21 protein-coding genes are annotated in these 24621 nt (G+C 63.8%); 18 read left to right on the top strand and 3 right to left on the bottom strand.

The window, feature by feature from the left end; genetic code table 11:
* The first annotated feature begins 80 nt into the window (after positions 1-80).
* From PGC08_RS12765 to PGC08_RS12755, 3 genes are read left to right on the top strand one after another with little or no spacing between them, the layout of a single operon-like run.
* Positions 81-1541 (top strand): FAD-linked oxidase C-terminal domain-containing protein, encoded by a 1461-nt coding sequence (locus tag PGC08_RS12765; RefSeq protein WP_035278666.1) that lies wholly within the window; start codon positions 81-83, stop codon positions 1539-1541.
* Positions 1538-2689, top strand: coding sequence for an FAD-binding oxidoreductase (locus PGC08_RS12760; RefSeq protein WP_029416970.1), 1152 nt, complete (start codon positions 1538-1540; stop codon positions 2687-2689). The genes PGC08_RS12765 and PGC08_RS12760 overlap by 4 nt, the downstream gene beginning before the upstream one ends.
* Positions 2689-4161, top strand: a complete 1473-nt coding sequence (locus tag PGC08_RS12755; RefSeq protein ID WP_271708560.1) for a heterodisulfide reductase-related iron-sulfur binding cluster — start codon at positions 2689-2691, stop codon at positions 4159-4161. Before PGC08_RS12760 ends, PGC08_RS12755 begins: the two co-directional genes overlap by 1 nt.
* A gap of 58 nt (positions 4162-4219) precedes the next feature.
* Here the strand turns inward: PGC08_RS12755 and PGC08_RS12750 are convergent, their stop codons facing one another.
* Positions 4220-4681 (bottom strand): universal stress protein, encoded by a 462-nt coding sequence (locus PGC08_RS12750; RefSeq protein ID WP_009882959.1) that lies wholly within the window; start codon positions 4679-4681, stop codon positions 4220-4222.
* A gap of 13 nt (positions 4682-4694) precedes the next feature.
* Complete coding sequence (locus tag PGC08_RS12745; RefSeq protein WP_271708559.1) at positions 4695-6185, bottom strand: CitMHS family transporter; 1491 nt, start codon at positions 6183-6185, stop codon at positions 4695-4697.
* 142 nt (positions 6186-6327) lie between these two features.
* Here PGC08_RS12745 and PGC08_RS12740 point away from each other — a divergent pair, with 142 nt between their 5' ends.
* The 13 genes from PGC08_RS12740 (at position 6328) to dapF (ending at position 20351) form a co-directional block, all read left to right on the top strand.
* Positions 6328-8049: a sensor histidine kinase gene (locus PGC08_RS12740; RefSeq protein ID WP_271708558.1), complete on the top strand. Its 1722-nt coding sequence runs from the start codon at positions 6328-6330 to the stop codon at positions 8047-8049.
* Positions 8046-8705, top strand: a complete 660-nt coding sequence (locus PGC08_RS12735) for a response regulator (RefSeq protein WP_029416965.1) — start codon at positions 8046-8048, stop codon at positions 8703-8705. The genes PGC08_RS12740 and PGC08_RS12735 overlap by 4 nt, the downstream gene beginning before the upstream one ends.
* Before the next feature lie 362 nt (positions 8706-9067).
* Entirely contained in the window at positions 9068-11845 is a 2778-nt protein-coding gene (locus PGC08_RS12730; protein ID WP_096145826.1) for a DNA translocase FtsK, read from the top strand.
* 144 nt (positions 11846-11989) lie between these two features.
* Positions 11990-12694 carry a CDP-diacylglycerol--glycerol-3-phosphate 3-phosphatidyltransferase gene (gene pgsA, locus PGC08_RS12725; protein ID WP_096162767.1) on the top strand — a complete coding sequence of 235 codons (705 nt, stop codon included), beginning with the start codon at positions 11990-11992 and terminating at the stop codon, positions 12692-12694.
* 4 nt (positions 12695-12698) lie between these two features.
* Positions 12699-13223: a CinA family protein gene (locus PGC08_RS12720; protein ID WP_247642493.1), complete on the top strand. Its 525-nt coding sequence runs from the start codon at positions 12699-12701 to the stop codon at positions 13221-13223.
* Between the two features lie 196 nt (positions 13224-13419).
* Positions 13420-13749, top strand: a complete 330-nt coding sequence (locus tag PGC08_RS12715) for a helix-turn-helix domain-containing protein (RefSeq protein ID WP_029417702.1) — start codon at positions 13420-13422, stop codon at positions 13747-13749.
* Positions 13749-13976, top strand: coding sequence for a DUF3046 domain-containing protein (locus tag PGC08_RS12710; RefSeq protein ID WP_009885078.1), 228 nt, complete (start codon positions 13749-13751; stop codon positions 13974-13976). Before PGC08_RS12715 ends, PGC08_RS12710 begins: the two co-directional genes overlap by 1 nt.
* 306 nt (positions 13977-14282) lie before the next feature.
* Complete coding sequence (gene recA, locus PGC08_RS12705; RefSeq protein WP_069600403.1) at positions 14283-15395, top strand: recombinase RecA; 1113 nt, start codon at positions 14283-14285, stop codon at positions 15393-15395.
* On the top strand, positions 15376-16146 hold the full coding sequence (locus PGC08_RS12700) for a regulatory protein RecX (protein ID WP_096145823.1): 771 nt from the start codon (positions 15376-15378) through the stop codon (positions 16144-16146). The genes recA and PGC08_RS12700 overlap by 20 nt, the downstream gene beginning before the upstream one ends.
* Positions 16147-16188: 42 nt before the next feature.
* Entirely contained in the window at positions 16189-17685 is a 1497-nt protein-coding gene (miaB, locus tag PGC08_RS12695; RefSeq protein WP_271708557.1) for a tRNA (N6-isopentenyl adenosine(37)-C2)-methylthiotransferase MiaB, read from the top strand.
* Between the two features lies 1 nt (position 17686).
* Positions 17687-18376: a hypothetical protein gene (locus PGC08_RS12690; RefSeq protein WP_135447908.1), complete on the top strand. Its 690-nt coding sequence runs from the start codon at positions 17687-17689 to the stop codon at positions 18374-18376.
* A gap of 12 nt (positions 18377-18388) precedes the next feature.
* Positions 18389-19315, top strand: a complete 927-nt coding sequence (gene miaA / locus PGC08_RS12685; protein ID WP_271708556.1) for a tRNA (adenosine(37)-N6)-dimethylallyltransferase MiaA — start codon at positions 18389-18391, stop codon at positions 19313-19315.
* Between the two features lie 46 nt (positions 19316-19361).
* Entirely contained in the window at positions 19362-20351 is a 990-nt protein-coding gene (gene dapF / locus PGC08_RS12680) for a diaminopimelate epimerase (RefSeq protein WP_096145820.1), read from the top strand.
* Between the two features lie 49 nt (positions 20352-20400).
* Here dapF and PGC08_RS12675 read toward each other — a convergent pair whose 3' ends face one another.
* Entirely contained in the window at positions 20401-21015 is a 615-nt protein-coding gene (locus PGC08_RS12675) for a class I SAM-dependent methyltransferase (RefSeq protein ID WP_009885071.1), read from the bottom strand.
* Positions 21016-21127: 112 nt separating this feature from the next.
* Between PGC08_RS12675 and hflX the strand changes: the two genes are divergently transcribed.
* Both hflX and PGC08_RS12665 read left to right on the top strand, forming a co-directional pair.
* Entirely contained in the window at positions 21128-22603 is a 1476-nt protein-coding gene (gene hflX / locus PGC08_RS12670; protein WP_114384561.1) for a GTPase HflX, read from the top strand.
* Positions 22600-24567 (top strand): ATP-dependent DNA helicase, encoded by a 1968-nt coding sequence (locus PGC08_RS12665; protein ID WP_271708555.1) that lies wholly within the window; start codon positions 22600-22602, stop codon positions 24565-24567. The genes hflX and PGC08_RS12665 overlap by 4 nt, the downstream gene beginning before the upstream one ends.
* The last annotated feature ends 54 nt before the right edge of the window (positions 24568-24621 follow it).

Below are 24621 nucleotides of genomic sequence, written 5' to 3'. Positions count from 1 at the left end.
GAAAATGTGCCCCGCAGCACATTTTCGGCGGCGTTCTTCGCTAAGCTCGACATCATCGACGCAAGGAGGCGGGAGTGGACATGAGCAGAATCGAATCGGTCCTCACACGGATCGAACCGCATTTGCCACCAGGGGCGATCGTCACCGACGAGAACGAACGCAAGACCTACGAATGCGATGGCCTGGCGGTGCACAGGACCGTCCCAGCCCTGGTCATCCGCGTCACCTCCACCGCCGAGGTGGCCCTGACCGTGGGTGCCTGCCATGAGTTCGATGTCCCCTTCGTCGCCCGCGGTTCGGGCACCGGTCTCTCCGGTGGAGCCCAACCCCATGCGGAGGGCGTGCTCATCGTCATGTCGACGATGCGAGACATCCTCGACATCGATCCTCTCGCCCAGCGTGCCATCGTGCAGCCCGGAGTCATCAACCTCAATCTCTCCAATGAGGCCAACCCGGGCGGCTACTACTTCGCCCCGGACCCCTCAAGCCAGAGCGTGTGCTCGATCGGCGGCAATGTCGCCGAGAACTCCGGCGGCGCCCACTGCCTCAAATACGGGTTCACCACCAACCACGTCACCGGCGTCACCCTCGTCACCGCCCGCGGCGACATCGTCGAGATCGGGGGAGACGCCCCCGAATACCCCGGCTACGACCTCCTCGGCGTGCTCTGCGGATCCGAGGGGACACTGGGCATCGTCACTGAGGTGACCGTGCGACTGACCCGCCTGCCCGAGGCAGTGGAGACGTTGCTCATCGGATTCGAGTCCACCGACGCAGCCGGTGAGGCAGTCAGCGACATCATCTCCGCGGGAATCATGCCCGCGGCCATCGAGATGATGGATGCCCTGGCCATCGAGGCCGCCGAGAAGGCCGTGGCCTGCAACTATCCCGAGGGTGCCGGTGCCGTCCTCGTCGTCGAACTCGACGGTCCCGCCATCGACGTCGACCTCGAGCGTGAGACGGTCATCGCCCGGGCGAAGGACCATGGGGCCGGAGAGATCAGGGTCGCCGTGGACAATGTCGAACGCGGCCTGATCTGGAAGGGCCGCAAGTCCGCCTTCGCAGCCGTTGGCCGGATCAGCCCCGATTACATCGTCCAAGACGGGGTCATCCCACGGTCCCGGCTCGGGCCTGTGCTCGCCTCGATCTCCACGATCGCGGAGGAATGCGGGGTCCGCGTGGCCAACGTCTTCCATGCCGGCGACGGCAACCTGCATCCGCTCGTGCTCTTCGACGGTAGCGTGGAAGGCCAGACCGAACTGGCCGAGACCGCCTCGGGGCGCATCCTCGACCTGTGCCTGAGTGAAGGCGGGTCGATCACCGGTGAACACGGGGTCGGTTCCGACAAGGCCAAATTCATGCCGCGCATGTTCACCAACGACGACCTCGATACCATGCAGATCCTGCGCTGTGCCTTCGACCCGAACCATTTGTCCAACCCGGGCAAGGTCTTCCCGACTCCACGGCTGTGCGGGGAACCACCTCGGCGAACATCGGGGGAGCACCCACTGCAGGCAGCAGGAAAGGCGGAGCTGTTTTGACCGAAGAACTTCCCCGGATGGCCCGGCCCGAGAGCGTTGAGGAACTGTCCGAGCTCGTGGCCCGCGCCCATCGCGAATCTCGCACCATCGCCGTCTACGGCGGCGGGACCGCGCTCGATGACCACCCTCCGGGTCACACCCCGGGTCTCCTCATCGACATGGGAGGCCTCAACCAGGTCATCGAACACTCACCCGGGGACCTCATCCTCGTCGCCGGGGCCGGAGCCACGATCGCCGAACTCAATGCCGTCGCCGAGACCGGGGACCAAGAGCTCCTGCCGGACTTTCCCGCCGATCGCACCGATTCAGGCTCGACGTTGGGCGGTGCCATCGCCACCCGGGCCGTGGGACCGCGCCGCATCGGACGGCTGCCGCTGCGTGAAGTCGTCCTCGGCGTCACCGTCGTCCTCGCCGACGGAACCATCGCGAAGGCCGGTGGCAAGGTCGTCAAGAACGTCGCCGGCTACGACCTCGCCAAACTCATGACTGGTTCCTGGGGCACCCTGGGCATCATCGCCAGTGCCGCGCTCCGGCTCTACCCGAAGCCCCAGACCCAGGGATACGTCGAGATCCCCGGCGCCGAGGCGGCACTCGAAGTCATCGGCTCCCAGGTGGCTCCGGCCGCTGTGGAGATCGACCGGTCCCCGGGCGGACAAGCGTCGACCGTGGTCATGGTCGAAGGACTCGAAGAATCCGTCGCTTCGCGCACCGAGAGCATCGTCAGCGCCTACCCGGGCGCTCAGCGGTGCGTCGAGCCGAGCTGGTGGGCACGGCGGGCCCAGGCTCCGGTGACCATCCGGGCTTCGGTGTCTCCTGCACTGGTTCCCCAGCTGGTCGGGGAGATCGCCCGCCTCGAGGACACCATCGGCTACCCGATTCAGCTGCGCGGGTCCGCCATGGGTGTCTTCGATCTGGGCATCGGCGACCTCGACTCGGACCCCACGATCGCGACCCGAGTGGTTCTCGAACACCTGCGCTCCTGGGGTCAGAAGCAGCTGAGCGCGACCGTGCTCTGTGCCCCCGCCTCGGTGTGGGGCGACGTCGATGCGTGGGGCGAGATCCCCGGAGTCGGACTCATGCGCACCATCAAGGACCAGTTCGATCCGGACGGTCTGCTCTCACCCGGACGTGGAATAGGAGGACTGTGATGTCATGCGATTGCGGTGGCGCAGGAGGCTGCCAGGGCGGCGGAGCGCCCAAGGAGACGAGCGGACCGACACCGCTGGAAGCCACGATGGCGACCGCGGGCCAGGCCACGATGGAGATGGCCCCGCCGACCATGGACCATTCGGCCTTCGACGTCTTCAACCCACCGGACCCGGGGCTGATCGCCGACTGCGTCCACTGCGGCTTCTGCCTTCCCGCCTGCCCGACCTACCAGCTGTGGGGCAATGAGGAAGACTCACCGCGCGGGCGCATCTACCTGATGGAGAAGGGCCTGGAAGAGGGTCCGATGACCGCCTCGATGGTCGAGCACTTCGACGCCTGCCTGGGCTGCATGGCCTGCGTCAGCGCCTGCCCGTCCGGAGTCCAGTACGACAAACTCATCGAAGCCACACGTGGTCAGGTCGAACGCAATGGAAAAGAGCATCGCAGCCGCGCCGAGGTGGCACTGCGGGAAGCCATCTTCCAGCTGTTCCCGTACCCGGACCGTCTCAAGGCTCTGCTGGCACCGCTCAAGCTCTACCAGCGGACGGGACTGTCGAATGTCATCCGCAAGTCCAAGGTCCTCGAGAAGCTCTCACCGACCCTGGCCACGATGGAGGCCATCGCACCGCCGGTGACGAAGAAGGTCACCATTCCCGCCACGAACCCGCCACGCTCTGCCGAAGGAGAGGCGTTGCCGGTCAGAGCACGGGTGGGGATGCTGCTCGGCTGTGTGCAGCGGACCTTCTACCCGCAGGTGAATGCCGCCACTGTGCGCGTGCTCAACATGGAGGGCTGTGAGGTCGTCGTGCCGCAGTCACAGGGCTGCTGCGGGGCACTGTCGGTCCATGCCGGGCGCAGCGAGGAAGGTGAGGACTTCGCGCGCAGGATCGTGGACACATTCACCTCGGCAGAGGTGGGCTATCTCGTCGTCAACTCCGCAGGCTGCGGGTCGACGATGAAGGAATACGCCGACATCCTCGCCGATGACCCCGCCTATGCCCAGCGCGCGAAGGAGCTGGCGGACAAGGTCAGAGACGTCACCGAGATCCTCGTCGAACTCGGTCCCAGTGCACCACGACATCCGGTGGCCGATGGGGGACTGCGGGTGGCGTACCACGACGCCTGCCACCTCTCCCATGCCCAAGGAGTGCGCAATCCACCACGTGAACTCCTGGGCCAGATCCCCGGGATCGAACTGGCTGCGATCAAGGATGCCGACACCTGCTGCGGATCGGCCGGCATCTACAACCTCGTGCGCCCGGAGACGGCCCGCGAACTCGGGGATAAGAAGGCCACGAACATCGCCGCCACCAACGCTGCGCTCGTCGTCACCGGCAACCCCGGGTGTCTGCTGCAGGTCACGGATGCTCTGCGCAGACAGGGCGAGGCGACGCTGCCGACAGCCCACACGATCGAACTCCTCGACGCCTCACTCACCGGGGCAGGTGCCGGGGAACTGCTGGCACGCTGAGGACCCCTCGGGCCGCTGAGTTCGCATCCGCACGGGTGCGAACTCAGCTGGCAGCGCGCTACTTGACGATGAGCACCGGGCACTCGGCCTCGAGGATGACCCTCTGGGTGCTCGAGCCCAGCAGCAGCTTGACCACGGGCGAGCGGCGCTTGGAGGGCATGACGATGAGCTTGGCCTGCCACTCCTCGGCGAGGTCGATGATCTGGGAGGCCACATCGGAATCGGCGCGTTGGATCTCGAACTCGAGGTCCGCCTCGGCGAGCCGATCGGCCAGCTCCTTCGTCTGAGACAGGGCACCGGCCGAGGGCGCGGTCGTCGTATCCGATTCGAAGTGGACGACGCGCACAGCCGCGTTCTCTCGTCGGGCGCCGGCGATCGCCTGCTCAAGGAGCGCCGTCGACGATTCCGAACGGTAGGCCAGAATGATCGTATTCTGCGCATCGTCGATGCCGTCCGAGGCCGCCACCCGCAGCGAGGGCACCGGGAACCTGTGTTGGGGAGCTGAGTAGAAATCAGTCATATCGGTTGTGTTCCTATCCGATTGCGATGACGCCGATGAGGACGCCGACGGCCAGCATCACCAGGGAGACGATGAGGGCTCGCCACAGGACCTTCTTGTGATGGTCTCCGAGCTCGACTCCCGAAAGCGAGACGAGGAGCAGGATCGCCGGCACCAGCGGTGACTGCATGTGCACCGGCTGACCGGTGATCGAGGCGCGAGCCATATCGGCGGCGGAGATGCCGAAGTGGCTGGCGGTCTCGGCGAGCACGGGCAGGATGCCGAAGTAGAAGGCGTCGTTGCTCATGAAGAACGTCATCGGGATCGAGAGCAGCCCGGTGATCACGGCCATGTAGGGGCCCATGGACGAGGGGATGACGGCGACGAGCCACTCGGCCATGGCGTCGACCATTCCGGTCCCGCTCATGATGCCGGTGAGCACGCCGGCGGCCATGACCATGGCGACCACGGCGATGATCGCCGAGGCGTGTGAGGCCAGTTCTTCCTGCTGTGCCTTGATGTTGGGGAAGTTGACCATGAGTGCGATGACCATGGCGATCATGAACAGGTAGGGCAGGGGCAGCAGGTCGGCGATGAGCATGACCATCACGGCCACGGTCAGGATCAGGTTGAACCAGAAGAGCTTGGGACGCAGCGTCGCCCGGTTGGGGTCGAGCGCGGTGTCGGTCAGCGCAGAACCGGAACCAGAATTGTTACCGGAGCCGGCATCTAAACTATCGCTGTCGCCGTCGGCCAACGTCGCCGAGGTGGTGCCACCGTTGGCGGCACCCGATCCCGAGCCTGAGCTTGAGTTGGATCCTGAGCTTGAGCGGGCGACGGCACCGACGAGATCGGAGCGCTTCGATCCGGAAGTCCCCGAGCGGGCCTCATCGACCCAGGCCACACCGTTCTTGGCGAGACGGCGCCGTTCGGAGATGCCGAGGAAGTAGGCGAAGACGAAGCACACCAGCAGACCCGCTGCCAGAGCCGGGACCATCGGAGCGAAGATCTCATTGGCATCGATCTGCAGGGCCGAGGAGGCGCGTGCCGTCGGACCGCCCCAGGGGACGATATTGAGCGTGCCGTTGATCAGGCCGGCGACACAGGTCAGCACCACCGGTGACATCTCCAGGCGCTGATAGATCGGCAGCATTGCGGCGGTGACGACGATGAACGTCGTCGACCCGTCGCCGTCGAGGGAGACCGCTCCGGTCAGCAGGGCTGTGCCCATGACGACCTTGACGGGATCGTGGCCGGCAACCTTGAGGATGAACCCGACGAGTTTGTCGAAGAGTCCCACGTCGATCATGATGCCGAAGTAGATGATGGCGAAGAGCAGCAGCGCAGCTGTCGAGGACATGTCTGCGATGGCGTCCATGACCATTTCGCCGATTCCCAGACCGGCGCCGGTGAACAGTCCGAACACGGTCGGGACGATGATCAGCGCCAGGATCGGTGAGAGTCGCTTCGTCATGATCAGCGTCATGAAGACGATGATCATCGCGAAACCAAGAATTACGAGCACGAACTTCTCCTATGAAGGCGGATGTGATGCCCGATACACCCTAGGGCGGTCACCGCGGCGGCGCGCGTTTGTGTGCACTGAAGACGTTCTGCCTGTTTGGCACCTTTTGCGCATTTCGCTCATGCGTGGTTAGTGTGGGTTGGTGCCACGTCCCACTCGATCCTTTTCCCGCAGAGTCCTGCTCAGTCAGCTCGCGGTCATCGTGGTGACCTTGGCGCTGGTGACAGGCGTCTTCGCGTGGATGGGCGGCCGTTCGGTCACCGAGGTCACCGAGACCAAGGCGCTGGCGACGGCACGGACGCTGGCGATCGATCCCGAGGTCAGGAAGGGCTCCACCGAAGCCTCGGCACAGCCTGCGGGGGAAGCCGATGAAGCGATCACCACTCCGCTGCTCGAGATCACCGATGACCTGCGGGCGTCCTCGGGCATCGTCTTCGCCGTCATCACCGACGACCGCGGCATCCGCCTGACCCACCCGGATCGAGACAACATCGGCAAACGTGTCTCCACCTCCCCGGATGAGGCCCTGGCCGGCCGGGAGTCCGTGACGCATGAGCGGGGCACCCTGGGTGAGACCGTGCGGGCGAAGGTCCCGATCTATTCCACCGCCGATGACACGACCGTCGTCGGTGAAGTCTCCGTGGGCATTCATGCCTCGGTCCTCGATGCCGACCTGCGACGCGAATTCCTCGTCCTCGGCTCCGTCGCCATCCTGGCCCTGGCCATCGGTGTCATTGCGTCTCTGGCGCTGGGGCGCAGGCTACGCCGCGAGACGTTGGGAGTCGGCCCCGAGGAGCTGGCAGAGATGGCACGCGATCAAGGTGCGGTCCTGCGTGGTCTCGATGATGGAGTGTTGGCCTTCAGCTCGGACGGGGTCCCGACCCTGAGCAACTCCACGGCCGAGCAGCTGCTCGGCATCGCTCATGTCGAGGCGGGAACGGATGCCGATCCCGATGCGCCCTCCCGTGCGGAGGTGCCGGAGGTGATTCGACGCATGATGCTCGAGGCACCCGATCACGGAGCACTGCGGCGCCGAGTCAACGTCGGCGACCGGATCCTGCTGGCCACCGCCGTCAGAGTCAGCCGTGATGGAGTCTCGGTCGGCGGAGTCGTGACCCTGCGCGATGAGACCCAAGTATTGACCATGGCTCGTCAGCTCGAATCGGTGACGTCGATGGCGCGAGCCCTGCGGACCCAGCGCCACGAATTCGCCAACCGTCTCCACACTGTCTTTGGCCTCGTCGACACGGGTGCGACCGACGAAGCTCGGAACTACCTCGCCACGATCCTGCGCACCGGTCCGATAGCGACTCCCGTCGAAGGCATCGAGGTGCTCTCCGAGCCCTACCTGCGTGCTCTCCTCGAAGCGAAGGGCACCACCGCCGCCGAGGTGGGAGTGAGTCTTTCTGTCACGCCGGATTCGCTGGTGCTGGGAAGGGTGAATGAGCCCGAGGACGTCACTCTCATCCTCGGCAACCTTATCGATAACGCCGTGCGTGCTGTGGTGACGGATGCCATGGGCGGTATGGGCGACGACGCTGATCGGACCGACGAGGTGTTCGGCCGGGTCGAGGTGACGCTGCTGGGGTCCGGTTCGGAGCTGCATGCCGTCGTCACCGATACCGGTGGGGGAGTCGAGGATGCGGACGTGGAGTCCATCTTCGACGAGGGAGTCAGCAGCGCCGATGACCTCGACCCTGATCACGGACACGGCATCGGGTTGGCCCTGTGTCGGAGAACTGCACGCCGACACGGTGGCCGAGTCTGGCTGCTGGCAGGCCATGACCCGGTGCTGGGCGGAGCCGGCTTCGCCGTCCACCTGCCCGATGCGCTCAGCGACGACACGGATGACAAGGAGAGATGATGATCAACGTTCTGGTCCTCGACGACGACTTCTATGTGGGGCAGATCCACTGTCGCTACGTCAACGAGGTTGCAGGATTTCAGGCTCTGGAGCCGGTGAGAGACCTGCGCACCGCTCGCACGATCATCGCCGAGGAGCAGGTGGACCTGCTGTTGGCCGACTATGTCCTGCCCGAAGGCAACGGCGTCGAACTCATCCGCGAGACAGACGTCGATGCGATCGTGCTCTCGGCCGTGACCGATCCCGATGTGGTGCGGTCGGCGCTTCGGGCCGGAGCGATGACCTATATCTTCAAACCTTTCGCCGCCGAAGAGCTGCAGGACTTCCTCCGTCGCTATGCCCGTTTCCGCCGGTATTGGGACCGGGAGAAGGTGAGCCAGCCGGACCTCGAACGGCAGCTGCGCAGCCTGCACGACGTCGCGTCCCCGGGCAGTGCTCCGGCCAAGGGCTCGGGTTCGTCGACGAGCGGCCGGATCCTTGAGGCACTCGAGAGTGCCGATCAGCCGCTGACGGCGATGGAGGTCTCCGAGGTGGTCGGCACCTCGCGTGCCACCGCCCAACGCCACCTGGCCAAGCTCGCCGAATCCCGTGCCGTGACCGTCTCACTCCAATACGGAAGCACCGGACGTCCAGAACATCTCTACGGGATGGGCTGAAGAGACGGACGAAACGCTGATCAGCCACGATCAGCCTCACCTCCGGCGGACTTGTCGTCGCTGCTGTCCGACAGTTTGTCTTCGTGGCTCGAAAAGTCTGAAACGGCGGATCAGAACGGGGCGCACAACTGCCACCGAGGCAGTGTCTCAGCCCCGCCTCGGCGCGCCGAACCCTGCGGATTTACTGGGCAGGGGCGCATAATCGCCCTAAGATAAGAAGCATGGCGACCAGAACGACTTCCCCCGCTTCTGGTAAAGGAAAAGGCACAGCGCGTAAAACTGCTGGTCGGACCGGGCAAGCGGGGACCAAGGAAGACCCCGGGACAAACGTTGTCTCCGGTGCGTGGAGGGGAGTGGCCCACATGGCCGGAAACCGTGCGCGAAAGATCCTCAGTGACGAACCGACCGATCAGTCACCGACGAAGAGAGACGGCACTGCCTTCTTCCTCATCGGTCTCTCGATCATCATCGCAGCCTTCGAATGGTGGAACATCCCCGGTGCGATCAGCGATGTTGTCCGCAATGTCGTCGAAGGCACCTTCGGCCGCGTAGCCCTCGCCCTGCCGGTGATCTTCACCGCATATGCGATCCGGCTGTTCCTGCGCGGAGACGACAACCGAGGCAACAACCGGATCCTCATCGGCATCATCTTGGGTCTGTTCGCAGCAGCAGGGCTGGCCCACATCGCCGCGGGCAACCCCAGCTTCGTCAACTCTCGTGAGGCCATGGCCAATGGGGGAGGGGCACTCGGCTTCGTCATCTCCTCGCCCCTTGTCGTCGCCACCACCGGATATGTGGCTGTTCCGCTGCTCATCCTGCTCGGGCTCTTCTCACTGCTGGTCATCACGGCGACACCTGTGCGCTCGATCCCCAAGCGCCTGATGGATCTCTACCTGCGTCTCACCGGAGGGGCTCGGCCCGATTCCGAGAAGCAGGACGGACAGGACTCGACCGACCTCGTCGCCGACAATGCCCGAACCTCGACCCTCAAGCCCGTCATGGGCGCCAAGCGTCGCTCGCGGAAGAAGAAGACCGACCTCCCCGAGGGCGAGCATCCCGATGATGACACGGCGACCAAGGCCTACGACAAGGCCTACATCCACGAAAACGATGTCAGCGATGAAGAAGCTGACACCACCGTCATCGAACGTCCGCAGTTCAAGCCCGGCGAACGTCGGCCCACGAAGGCCGAGCGTGAAACAGCCGCGCTGAAGAAGACCATCGGCATGGACGACGACGCTGCCACCGTGGCGAAGAAGACCAACTCGGGAGCCGCCTCGGCGCCGGTGCCGTTGACGAACAACCCGGCACCCCCACCCACGGAACAGCTGCCCGAACGCGTCGAGCAGCTCACCCTGGCCGGCGACGTCACCTACACCCTGCCGGCATCGGACAACCTCCTGCCCGGACCTCCTGCGAAGGAGCGGTCCGAGGCCAACGACCGCGTCGTCGAAGCACTGCGCGACGTTCTCGAGCAGTTCAAGATCGACGCGGCGGTCACCGGATTCTCCCGCGGCCCCACGGTCACCCGCTACGAGGTCGAACTCGGCGCGGGCACCAAGGTCGAGAAGGTCACGGCGCTGTCGAAGAACATCGCCTACGCGGTGGCCAGCGCCGATGTCCGTATCCTCTCGCCGATTCCCGGCAAGAAGGCGATCGGCATCGAGATCCCCAACTCCGACCGTGAGAACGTCGCCCTCGGCGATGTGCTGCGCTCGAAGGCCGCCCGCAAGACCGAGAACTCACTGGTCATGGGCGTGGGCAAGGACGTCGAAGGCGGCTTCGTCGTCGCCGACCTGTCGAAGATGCCTCACCTGCTTGTCGCCGGTGCCACCGGTGCCGGTAAGTCGAGCTTCGTGAACTCCATGATCACCTCGATCATGATGCGTGCGACCCCCGACGAGGTGCGCATGATCCTCGTCGACCCCAAGCGCGTGGAGCTCACGATCTACGAGGGCATCCCACACCTCATCACCCCGATCATCACGAACCCCAAGAAGGCCGCCGAGGCGCTCGAATGGGTCGTGCGCGAAATGGACGCTCGCTACGACGACCTCGCGAACTTCGGGTTCAAACACATCAACGAATTCAACAAGGCCGTCCGAGAGGGCCGCGTCGAAGTTCCCGCAGGATCGGAACGGGTGCTCCAGCCCTACCCTTACCTGCTGGTCGTCGTCGATGAGCTCGCCGACCTGATGATGGTCGCCCCGCGCGACGTCGAAGCCTCGATCCAGCGCATCACGCAGCTGGCACGTGCGGCCGGCATCCACCTGGTCCTGGCCACCCAGCGACCCAGCGTGGACGTCGTCACCGGCCTGATCAAGGCCAACGTGCCTTCACGTCTGGCATTCGCCACCTCATCCCTGGCCGACTCCCGAGTTGTGCTCGACCAGCCGGGTGCGGAGAAGCTCATCGGACAGGGCGACGCACTGTTCCTGCCCATGGGTGCTGCGAAGCCGATGCGTGTCCAGGGTGCGTGGGTCAACGAGTCGGAGATCGAAAAGGTCGTCGACCACGTCAAGGGCCAGCTCAAGCCGAACTACCGTGAAGATGTCGCGGTCGAGGCACCGAAGAAGGTCATCGACGAGGAGATCGGCGACGACCTCGAGCTTCTGCTCCAAGCCGCCGAGCAGGTCGTGACCACCCAGTTCGGTTCGACGTCGATGCTGCAGCGCAAACTGCGCGTCGGCTTCGCCAAGGCCGGTCGCCTCATGGACCTCATGGAATCTCGCGGCATCGTCGGACCCTCCGAAGGTTCGAAAGCCCGCGACGTGCTGGTGCGTCCCGAAGATCTGCCCGGCACTCTGGCGATCATCAAGGGTGAGACACCTCCGGATGAGGAACCGAGCTCCGCGGCAAGCGATGATGGTGGCTACGACGACGGTTCCGGCTACGGCGGGAACAGCCGGTCACAGGGCGGCACACAGTCGGCGGCCGGGGACTTCGATGAGGAGTTCGACGATTACGGCGACTCGGGTGCGAGCACCTCGGCGAGGTCATCAGGTTCCGGCGCCAATGACCGTTATGCGACGGGCGTGGGACATGCCGCAGACCTGCACGTCGGCGATGTCGATCCCGAGACGGGACTCGAAGTCGTCGAAACCAGCGGCGAAGACGCCTGGTCACTGACGGGTCGCTGACCGCAGCTGCACCTCGTGTCCTCTGAATAGGGCCCCATGCCCAACCGGCGAGGTGCGAATAGAACAGAACACGGCGTGGAGCCGACCGCTGAAACGAGCGGTCGGCTCCACGCGTTTCACATGTCCCTCAGATAGGGTTGTCACGTGAATGATCGACCAGAGAACAGCGCCCCGGAACAGACACCGGCAGAGCCCAGCCCGTGGAATGTTCCCAACGCACTGACCGTCCTCCGGATCCTGCTCGTCCCCGTCTTCCTCGTCCTCCTGCTGGCCGACGGCGGCCAGGACATGACTATGCGGTGGTGGGCACTGGCTGTCTTCCTGCTGGCGATGGCAACGGACAAGATCGACGGTGATCTGGCACGCAAATACAACCTCATCACGAACTTCGGCAAGATCGCGGACCCGATCGCCGACAAATCCCTGATGGCAGCGGCCCTCATCGGCCTGGCGATGATCACGGAGATCCCCTGGTGGGTTCCCGTCATCATCCTCATCCGGGAGCTGGGCATCACCGTGCTGCGCTTCTTCATGATTCGCATCGCCGTCATGCCCGCGTCCAGAGGCGGCAAGATCAAGACGGTGCTGCAGACTGTGGCCATCGGACTTTTCCTGCTCCTGCGCCCCCTTGCACAGATCGTTCCCGAAGGCGTGACCTTCGCCGTGCTGATCCTGGCCTGGCTGACCATGGTCGCTGCCATCATCGTCACCGTCGTGACCGGAATCGACTACTGCGTCCAGGCTGCGAAACTCGCCAAAGACTCGCACGCAGCTAACGGATCTGCCGGCGAACGTCCTGCCGATGGCCCTCCTTCCGGGGACGGACACACCGGCCCAGACCCCAGGTGAGATCGTGAACGAGACCGAGCTTTTCTCCCGCAGCCAGCACCTCATCACCACCTGCACGCAGGTGGGACTCTCGGTCGCGGCAGCAGAATCGCTGACCGGTGGTCGCTTCGTAGCGACACTCGTCGACGTCCCCGGAGCCTCCGCAGTCGTCCGCGGCGGGCTCATCACGTATGCCACCGACCTCAAATCCCGTCTGGCGGGAGTCGACGCCGACCAGCTCGAAGAGACCGGGCCCATCGATGAAGTCGTCGCGGCCCAGATGGCAGCCGGCGCGGCCAGAGAATGCGTCGCCGACATCGGCGTCTCCTGCACGGGAGTGGCAGGACCAGACCCGCAGGATGAGAAACCGGTCGGTCTCGTCTACACCGCCATCGCCTTCGCTGGGAAGGCACAGGTCAGCGAACACCATTTCGAGGGAGACCGAGAGGCGATCCGCAGCCAGACCGTGGCCGCCATGATGTCCGACCTCGACGACTTCGTCACCCGTTTGGCGTTCGGACCCGAAGCAGATGACACCGTCGAGGCCTGAACATGCATGCCTGGAATAAGTTTCACCTCGTTGAAGTTAACCAAGTAATGGCAATTGAAAGAACATGCACCGGTACCTTCGAATGGACTGGCAAAACCATCAGGTCACGCACCCAGGTTGGCGCTCGGCATCGACCGGGTTGTAAAGTTGAGTACACCGTTAGGACAGTTCGCGGAGACAAAGGGAGGGACGCGTTATGTTACTGAGAGTAGAAATCGGTGACGCGTTGCGTTCCGTTCGCCGCCGCCAGGGGAGAACCCTGCGCGATGTCTCCATGGGAGCCAGCGTCTCGCTTGGCTACCTCAGCGAGATCGAGCGCGGTCAGAAGGAAGCCTCCTCGGAGCTCCTCTCCGCAATCTGTGAAGCCCTCGACCTGCCTTTGTCGGCTCTGCTGTCTTCGGTCTCGGATCGCTTCGCACTCGAAGAAGGTGTTGAGATTCCCGACACCATCCCGCAGGAGCTCTCCGATAAGATCCTCGGTCGTCCCGGTGGTTACACCGTGCCTCGACTGGCAGCCAAGCCCTAATGCGTCACACCCTCTACTGGGTCCTCATGAACGAGGAGTTCGGCGAGGCGCGAGCCGCATCACTGCACACGGATCTCGCGCTGAGCAGCTTGGGTTCCCGAACCGCTGAAGAAGCATTCAAAGCCGGAATTGAACCCCGCGACATCTGGATCGCCGTCTGCGACGCTTACGGCGTGCCGGAATCACGGCGTCTGGGCAAAGAGAAGCCACGCTCCCGTCCTTTCTGAGCGGTGCTGATTTCTCCGTCTTAGCTGTATCTGCTCGATAGTGCTTCGCTCCTCAATGCGCATTGCCGCTGTCGAGCGCAGCATGGGGTTCTCACGCACTAGCCGCACAATGACATCGCGCAAAGTAGTGCGACACGCGCCGACATATAGAACACTTGTTCCCATGTCGGTTATGCTGGTAATGAATCACGGGACCTGTGACCATGAGTGGCTGATTATCCACGGGGGACTTCGTTCCTCTGTTGTTATGTCAGTGCCACCTTCTAGCCTTGGTCTCAACGGAAAACGACACTTTTAGGAGAGACCATGGCTCGTACACCGAAGAACCTGCAGATCCCGACCGGCGGCGACAAGTCGAAGGCACTCGACGCCGCACTGGGTCAGATTGACCGCAACTACGGCAAGGGTGCGATCATGCGCCTGGGCGAGGGAGTCCGGGAACCGATCGCCTGCATCCCCACCGGTTCCATCGCACTCGACATCGCTCTGGGCATCGGCGGACTGCCCCGCGGTCGTGTCGTTGAGATCTACGGCCCGGAATCCTCGGGTAAGACCACAGTGGCGCTCCACGCTGTTGCCAACGCACAGAAGACGGGCGGCATCGCAGCATTCATCGATGCCGAGCACGCGCTTGACCCGGAATATGCGAAGAAGCTCGGCGTAGACACCGACCAGCTCCTCGTGTCTCAGCCGGACACCGGTGAGCAGGCGCTCGAAATCGCCGACATGCTCATTCGCTCCGGAGCGCTCGACGTCATCGTCATCGACTCCGTCGCAGCCCTCGTGCCGAAGGCCGAAATCGAAGGCGAGATGGGCGACAGCCACGTCGGCCTCCAGGCACGACTGATGTCACAGGCACTGCGTAAGATCGCGGGCGCCCTGTCCCAGTCGAAGACCACCGCCATCTTCATCAACCAGCTGCGTGAGAAGGTCGGCGTCTTCTTCGGCTCCCCGGAGACCACCTCCGGCGGTAAGGCTCTGAAGTTCTACGCCTCGGTGCGCATCGACGTGCGACGCATCGAGACCTTGAAGGAGGGCCAGGACGCGGTCGGCAACCGCACCCGTGCCAAGATCGTCAAGAACAAGATCGCCCCGCCGTTCAAGCAGGCCGAGTTCGACATCATCTACGGCCAGGGCATCTCCCGCGAGGGAAGCCTCATCGACATGGGCGTCGACAACGGCATCATCCGCAAGTCCGGATCATGGTTCACCTATGACGGTGACCAGCTGGGCCAGGGCAAGGAGAACGTGCGCAACTTCCTGCGCGACAACCCGGGTCTGGCCGAGGAGATCGAGCTCAAGATCAAACACAAGATGGGTCTGATCAAGGTCGACGAACCCGAAGCAGACGCAGATGCCAATCAGGCAGATGGCGCCGCAGCAGAGAGCTCGAAATCGGATGACGTCGAAGTCTCCTGACCCACACGGTCGCGGCAGTGATCTCGCCGAGTCGGACCCACATGGGAGCGACTCGGTGAGATCAGGGGCGGCCTCGTCGAAGCTGGAGACACTTCGCGAAGCCATCTCCGAGATCGACCAACGCCATGCCGAAGGCGAAAACGGATTCTTCGCCGATGACACCTCGGATGCACCGACTGCGGCGACCGGTGCAGCCTCTGGATCCGTGCAGACATCAGAGTCTGAGGAGATTTCCTCCTTCGCGAACGCACTGTCATTCGACGACGATGATGGCGACGGTCCCGAGGACTTCGACGCCGCCTACAAAAAGGCGAAGAAGACGGCCATGAACATGCTGGCCATGCGCGACCACGCCAGCGGAGAGTTGCGCGACAAACTCCTCAAACGTGACTTCCTGCCGGCAGCGGTCGATGAACTCATCGCCAAGCTCCAGAAGTCGCGTCTCCTTAATGATGAAGAGTTCGCGCACCGTTACGTACGCGCTCACCGAGAGCGGCGAAAGCTCTCCCGCTCGGCTCTCAAACGTGAACTCAACAAAAAGGGACTGCCCGCCGAAATTGTCTCCGACGCCGTTGAAGACGTCGACGGGGAAGACGACCTCGCCCGCCAAGTCGCGGAGAAGAAGGCCGCCTCGACTCGCGGACTCGACCATGACGTTCGTGAACGTCGCATCCTGGGGATGCTCGCCCGACGAGGCTTCGCGTCCTCGGTCTGTCTCAAGGTGACACGCGAAGTCCTTGCCGAGGACTGAACATCGTCGACGGCGAGAGACAACAGCTAGAATAGTTGCGCCATGACTGAACTGATTGATGCACCCACCTCCACCGAGAGCTCACCGCGCAGCTACGAGGTGAAGACCTACGGCTGCCAGATGAATGTCCACGACTCCGAACGGCTCTCCGGACTTCTCGATGACGCCGGCTATGTTCCCGCAGACGCCGATGACCAAGCCGATGTCATCGTCTTCAACACCTGTGCGGTGAGGGAAAACGCGGACAACCGTCTCTACGGAAACCTCGGTCAGCTGGCCCACGTCAAGGAACGCAACCCCGACTTCCAGATCGCCGTCGGCGGCTGCATGGCGCAGAAGGATCGCGACACGATCGTCAAGAAGGCCCCATGGGTCGACGTGGTCTTCGGCACCCACAACATGGGCTCACTGCCCGCACTGCTCGAACGAGCGCGACACAACCAGGAAGCTCAAGTCGAGATCCTCGAAAGCCTCGACGTCTTCCCCTCGACACTGCCCAGTCGCCGTGAGTCGCAGCATTCCGGGTGGGTGTCCATCTCGGTCGGATGCAACAACTCCTGCACTTTCTGCATCGTTCCCAGCCTGCGCGGCATAGAGAAGGACCGCAGGCCCGGTGACATCCTGGCCGAAGTCGAAGCACTTGTGGCTGACGGCGTCGTCGAAGTCACGCTCCTGGGCCAGAACGTGAACTCCTACGGTTCGGAATTCAGGGACAAGGGTGCCTTCGCGAAGCTGCTGCGCGCCGTCGGGAAGGTCGACGGTATCGAACGTGTGCGGTTCACCAGCCCTCACCCTGCCTCGTTCTCCGATGACGTCATCGACGCCATGGCCGAGACCCCTACCGTCATGCCGCAGCTGCACATGCCGCTGCAGTCAGGCTCGGACTCGATCCTCAAATCCATGCGTCGCTCCTACCGCACCAGCAGATTCATGCGCATCCTCGATTCGGTGCGCGAGAAGATCCCGAACGCAGCGATCACCACCGACATCATCGTCGGCTTCCCAGGCGAGACCGAGGAGGACTTCCTGGGGACCATGGACATCGTCCGGCGTGCGCGTTTCTCGCAGGCCTTCACTTTCCAGTACTCCATCCGCCCCGGGACCCCCGCCGCAACGATGGACGATCAGGTGCCCAAGCACATTGTGCAGGAGCGCTTCGAACGTCTGACTGCTCTCCAGGACGAGATCTCCTGGGAAGAGAACACCGCACAGATCGGTCGCGAGGTCGAAGTCCTCGTCACTACCCGACCCCATGATGACTCCCCACGGCTCACCGGCCGTTCGGCGGACAATCGACTCGTTCACGTCGGCATCCCCGACGGCGAGCAGATGCCGCGTCCAGGCGACTTCGTCACCGCAACCGTGACGGACGCCAAACCGTTCTTCCTCTTGGCCGACTCCGGTTACTCGGTGCGACCCTCACGTGCCGGAGACGCCTACGACCGTGCCCAGGCGGACAGCTGTGGGACTCCCACATCGGGCCAGACGAGTGGTGCTTCCACGAACCTGGGCATGCCGACCATCCGCACCCGCGGCTGAGATGGCTTCATTTGCAGTGATCCCGGCAGCCCCGATCTTGGTGGCCGGCGTGGATCTGGCAGAAACCTCGCAAGCTGAGCAGATGCGAGCCGCGATCGAATCCTGCCTGTCGACCAGATCAGAGTGGGCGCTTCCGGTGACCCAACTGCCTCCGTTGGCGGGTCTTGGTGGATTGGGAATCGATCGTGGAATCGACACGCGAACGAATGAGCTGCTCGACGGCGACGATTGGGTTGAGGCAGTGTCGAAACTCAGCCCTGCCGATCGGGCAGTCTGTGAGTCCGCGCATCCTGCTATTGCCGTGGCCCTCCTCCATGCCCATTCGGTCGGAGTGCGAATCGGCGCACTGGCTGGCAGCGAATCACCGTCCAGCAGCGGGGCACCGGCGAGCAATGAGAACCTGTTGGTCCCCATCGACCTTTCAGCCGCTGCATCTGAGGAAGCCCCTTTGGCACCCGTACCAGGAGCTACGCAAGCCGACGAGCGGATCGTTGCCGCGCTCAGTACTGGTGATCCCCAATCCGTCGCCACCGCCGTCGCGGCAGCCGCTGACGTGCACGCAGATCTCGAGCTCCTCGAGGCAGCCGCAGCCTACATGCTGGCCCACATGTCATCCGACTATTCCTTCACCACTGTCTTCGACGAGTACCTTCACGAGGTTCGATCACTGTGCGGGACCGGGACGTATTGAGATGAGTCACCGTTGAGCACGACGACACAGCCGACCATCACCATTGCCGGGGCCACGGCCACCGGAAAATCGGATCTCGCCCTCAATCTGGCTGAGCACCTCGGCGGGGAGGTCATCAATACGGACTCCATGCAGTTCTACCGCGGCATGGACATCGGCACCGCCAAACTTCCCATCGACGAACGGCGAGGGATCACCCACCACCTCATCGACATCCTCGATGTCCGTGAAGAAGCAAACGTGCAGACGTTTCAACGGCAGGCGCGTGAGGCCATCGCAGACATTCGTACGCGAGGCAAACGACCGATTCTCGTCGGTGGATCGGGACTGTACGTGCGCGCCGCGACTGACCGGATGGAATTCCCCGGCACCGATCCAGAGGTGCGGTCACGCATCGAATCCGAGGTCGAGGCCGATCGTTGGGGCAGGCACCGGCATCTGCAGGAAATAGATCCGGCCGCCGCTGCGAAGATCACTCCCAACGACTCGCGGCGCATCGTGCGCGCCCTCGAGGTCATCGAACTCACCGGACGCCCCTTCAGCGCTCAGCTGCCCGACTACCAGGCCATCGAACCGACCATCCACCTGGGCCTGAGCGTCGAACGCAAGATCCTGCACGAGCGGATCGCGTCCCGTGTGGAGGCGATGTGGGAACACGGCTGGGTCGACGAGGTCCGCAGCCTCCTCGAACGTGGCCTGGCCGAAGGCAGAACCGCCTCACGAGCGATCGGATACGCCCAGATCCAGCAGTACCTGGCAGGAAAGCTCGACAGAGACGACGCCCAGGAACAGACGACCATCAGAACCCGACAGTTCGCACGCCGGCAGGACACCTGGTTCCGCAGAGACCCGCGCATCGTCTGGATCGACGGCACAGCAGGCGACCATGCGGCCAATGCGGCCAGCGCCCTCGACGCTGTGGCCGATACCAAGAGCTGAATGCAGACTGTGCCGACAGCTGGCCTGTCACCGATAGAATAAGACCATGAGCTCCTCCCAGTCACCATTCGCGGACATCGCAGGCACGACCTTCATCAAGGGCCACGGCACACAGAACGACTTCGTCCTCCTGGCCGACGATGACAGTGCCCTCGAGATGCATCCCGAAACGATCGCGCAGCTCGCCGATCGCCGGTCGGGACTGGGCAGCGACGGTGTCATCCGCATCGTGCGTTCAGCGAGCAGCGGGATCCCCGGTGCACAGGAACAGGCCGAGGACGGCGCCGAATGGTTCATGGACTACTACAACCACGACGGCAGCCTCTCCGAGATGTGCGGCAACGGTGTGCGAGTCTTCGCACACGTGCTCGCCACGACAGGACGTGTTGCGGCCGATTCAAGAGAGATCCTCGTCGGCACCCGTGATGGCATCAAGACTGTGCGCACGGTCCTCAACCCGGCACTGGGCAAGCAGACCGGCGACGCGACAGCCTCGGCAGGGCAGACGCTGCCCGGATCAGCAGCCGACTCCTGGTACATGATCGACATGGGCGAATGGTCACTCGACGACAGCGAAGACGTCATCGTTTCGACCTCGGGCATCGAAGTGCCCCGCCCCGGCATGCGCGTCGAAACAGGCAACCCGCACACAGTGGTCGCCCTGGCGGAATCCGCCGAACTCGAAAGCGCTGAACTGCGCGACGCACCCGTTCTCGACCCGGTTCCGCCGCAGGGATCGAACGTCGAATACATCGTCATGGAACCGGCCCGCAGCGATATGGCCGGGGGAGAAGGCGCCCTGCGCATGCGGGTGTTCGAACGTGGTGTCGGTGAGACCCGCTCCTGTGGGACAGGCGCCTGTGCCGCAGCCATCGCCGCCCATCATTGGGCAGGACCGAACTCACCCCTGCAGTGGCGAGTGGACGTCCCCGGAGGCCAGCTGCGTATCGGCATCACACCCAACGAGGACGGGACACGCGGCAGCGTCACCCTGTCAGGACCGGCAGTGCTGGTCGCCGACGGCACGATCAGCTGACTGGCGGCCGGCACAGACCGACAGCCAAAACGCGCAGACTGACGATGCGTCAGTCTCGGTCGATCGTGAGGACGCGGTAGCCCTTCGACGATCCGGTGCGTACGACGCTGAAGCCGGTTCCGAGGGTTGCGATGAGCCACTTCTGCAGTGAATCCGCGCCGAGGTTCTTCGAGACGACCAGATCTGCGCGCCCGCCCGGGGCCAGGCGAGGCAGCCAGGTGCTCAAAAGCTCATGCAGAGCTTCCTTGCCGACCCTGATCGGTGGGTTGGACCGGATCGCACTGAACTGCAGCTCGGCTGGAATCTCATCAGCGGTGACGGGACGAATGGTCTTGAGTCCGTGACGCTGCGCATTCTTGGCAGTCGTTTCAAGGGACCGGGAGTTGACGTCGAGTGCCCACACCCGCACATCCACCTCGGCGTCCTTGGCACTCAGGGCCGCGTCCAAGGCGATCGGCCCCCAACCGCACCCCAGATCGAGGATGTCGCCGGGTTCGGGCACCGGCAGATGTCGCAGCAGTACCGCGGTCCCCAGATCCAAACGCGTGGGGGAGAAGGTCCCCGAGACGGTCTCGACCGTGACTTCACGGCCAGCGAGATCGAGGGTGAGCTCGCGTGTTTTGGCCTCGCTGCTGGGCGATTCGGTGAAATAGTGCTCTGACACCGTTACAGTCTAGACGGCTGTGGGAGAATTGATGGACACCTCTCTCAACTGAGGGGAGACTCTCCGCGCGACACCATGGTGGCGCCGAGGGTAGAAACGAACAAAGGAATGAATGACGTCCACTGAAAAAGAGCGTCGGGACGCGATGCTCGATCGCGTTCTCGCACGAGGTGCCCAAGCTCTGGACACCAACGAATCACACGCCGACGACGCCTCGCAGTTCGATCTGGCTGAAAGAGCGGCCCTCAAACGAGTCGCTGGCCTGTCCACCGAACTCGAAGACATCACCGAAGTCGAATACCGCCAGGTTCGCCTGGAGAAGGTCGTCCTCGCAGGACTGTGGAACACGACGCAGGCCGATGCTGAGAACTCGATCCGGGAGCTCGCTGCTCTGGCAGAGACCGCCGGCTCGGAGGTCCTCGACGCGATCATCCAACGACGTGAGACCCCGGACCCCGGCACGTACCTCGGCAAGGGCAAAGCCGCCGAACTGGCCGAGATCGTCGCCTCCGTGGGTGCTGACACCGTGATCATCGACTCCGAACTCGCACCCAGCCAACGTCGCGGACTCGAAGACGTCATCAAGGTCAAGGTCGTCGACCGAGTGGCTCTCATCCTCGACATCTTCGCTCAGCATGCGAAGTCCCGCGAGGGCAAGGCCCAGGTCGAACTGGCCCAGCTCGAATACCTTCTGCCGCGTCTGCGCGGTTGGGGCGAGTCACTGTCTCGCCAGGCCGGTGGCCGAGTCGCCGGCGGTGCCGGAATCGGTTCCCGCGGTCCCGGTGAGACGAAGATCGAACTCGATCGACGTCGAATCAGGGCCAGAATGTCGAAGCTGCGCCGTCAGATCACCGCGATGGCACCGTCGAGGGACACGAAGCGCAAGAACCGCGCCCGCAATCACATCCCCTCGGTGGCGATCGTCGGCTATACCAACGCCGGCAAGTCATCACTGCTCAACCAGCTCACCGACGCCGAGGTGATGGTGCAGAATGCGCTGTTCGCGACCTTGGATCCGACTGTCAGACAGTCCCGGACCGCTGACGGCATCACCTTCACCTACACGGACACCGTCGGATTCGTCCGGAACCTTCCCCATCAATTGGTCGAAGCATTCCGCTCGACATTGGAAGAAGCCTCGGACTCGGATCTGCTCCTGCACATCGTCGATGCCTCGCACCCGGATCCGCATGGTCAGATCCATGCCGTGCGCGAGGTACTCAAAGACGTCGAGACAGGAGACATTCCCGAACTCCTCGTCTTCAACAAGGCCGACATCGCTGATGAAGCGGTGATCACCGGACTCCACGCAGAGTACCCGGAGGCACGTTTCGTCTCTGCTGTGACCAAAGAAGGCGTCGGAGAGCTCGTCGAGACGATTGAGTCGATGCTGCCCTCGCCGAACATCGAGGTCACCGTGCTCATTCCCTATGAGCGAGGAGACCTTGTGTCGAAGATCTATGCCCTCGGCATGGTCGAACACGAAGAACACGGTGCCGGCGGAACCTCTATGCAGGCGAAGGTTCCGGCAGAACTGGCCGCGGAACTCGCAGACTTCCGACGTCCGGACCTGGTCATCGGCGAGTGAGCACCGTCGAAGAACTGCTCGAGTCCGCCGTAGGGGCCATCGGCGGCTCGACCCGAGAAGGTCAGACAGAGATGGCCCAAGCAGTCTCCTCGTCGGTGGACAAGGGCATCCATCTGCTGGTCCAGGCCGGCACCGGTACCGGTAAGTCCTTGGCCTACCTGGTTCCGGCGGCCGAGTACTCCAGTCGGACGGGCAACCGCGTCATCGTGTCCACGGCGACCTTGGCTCTGCAGACGCAGATCATCCACCGAGATCTGCCGCGCCTGTTCAAGGCCGTGAAGAAGACTCTCGATCCGCTGCCACGGGCTGCTCTGCTCAAGGGCAGGCGCAACTATGTCTGCAAGCACAAGCTCGGCGGCGGATACCCCGATGAGGGCGAAGGCATGCTCTTCGACCTCGGTGCGGACGCGGAGGCCGGTCGTAAGGCCAGCGACCGGTCCGGCCTCGGTGAGGAGATCCAGCGAATTCGGACGTGGGAGAAGACCACAGAGTCCGGCGACCGCGATGATCTCCTGCCAGGCGTCAGCGACCGCGCCTGGTCAGAGGTCTCGGTCAACTCCTTCGACTGCCTCGGCTCGAACTGCCCCCTGTACACTGAATGCTTCGCTGAACTGGCCCGCAACATCGCGGCCGAAGCCGATATCGTCGTGACCAACCACGCGCTCCTGGCCATCGATGCCTTCGGTGACAACACCGTGCTGCCTGAACACGATGTCATCATCATCGACGAGGCCCACGAACTCAAGGATCGGGTGACGAACGCACTGTCGGGCCAGATCAACACCAGCATGCTCTCCGCCGCTACTAGCTCCGTGCGCAAGCACACGATCGTCCAGGACGGCGTCGTCGCGCTGCTGGACTCCGCGGCCGCAGCGCTCGAACGTGCCCAGAGCGGTGTCAGCGAAGGTCTGATCCTCAACATGAGCGAGGCACTGTCCCTCGCGCTGGCTCAGATTCGTGACTCCGCACGACAGATCATCAACGACATCGGCGGCAAGACCGAAGACTCCGACGCCGGGCGGCAGATGGCCAAGGCCCGCTGCCAGGAGATCTTCGAACTGGCCGAACGGTTCTGCGATCCCGGCAAGAACGACGTCGTGTGGCTCTCGCGCAGCACCTTCCGCGAGCGTGAGACCACGAACCTCGTCGTCGCCCCGCTCAGCGTGGCCGGCACCATGCGCTCGGGGATCTTCGAGGACTCGACGGTGGTGGCCACCTCGGCGACCCTGTCCCTGGGTGGAAACTTCGACGCCGTCGCAGCGTCCCTGGGACTCTTCGGCCCCGACGCACCCAAGTGGGACAGCCTCGACGTCGGATCACCCTTCGACTACGGCAAACAGAGCATCCTCTACGTCGCCGCCCACCTCCCGCGTCCTGGCCGCAGCGGTCTGAGTGAACAGGCACTGGATGAACTTGAGGAACTGGTCACCGCCTCCAAGGGCGGGGCACTGGGACTGTTCTCCTCCCGGGCGGCCGCAAATGCCGCAGCCGAACACCTGCGGGCGAAACTCGACATTCCGATCCTCCTCCAAGGCGATGACGGACTGCCCTCACTCGTCTCCCAATTCACCGCAGATGACCAGGCCTGCCTCTTCGGCACCATGTCACTGTGGCAGGGAGTCGACGTTCCAGGTCGGACCAACCGCCTGGTCATCATCGACCGGCTTCCGTTCCCCAGGCCCGATGACCCACTGATGCAGGCAAGATCGAAAGACGCCGACAACCGCGGAGTCAACGGCTTCATGGCCGTCAGCGCCACCCATGCCGCACTGCGCCTGGCACAGGGAGCGGGTCGCCTGATCCGCTCAACCAAGGACAGGGGAGTCGTGGCCGTGCTCGACTCGCGCCTGCGCTCGGCTCGCTACGGCGGATACCTGGTGAATTCGATGCCGTCGATGTGGCCGACGACGGATTCCGCGCTCGTGAAGTCCAGCCTGGGACGTCTGGCAGCCACCGACGACTGATTTGAGCCCGAGACGCACTGTGCCCCCGACCGTCATCGGTCGGGGGCACAGTCA

Origin of the sequence: Brevibacterium sp. BDJS002 (assembly GCF_028201555.1) — a bacterium.
Lineage (GTDB): Bacteria > Actinomycetota > Actinomycetes > Actinomycetales > Brevibacteriaceae > Brevibacterium > Brevibacterium aurantiacum.
This window is presented reverse-complemented; position numbering and strand designations above follow the sequence as displayed.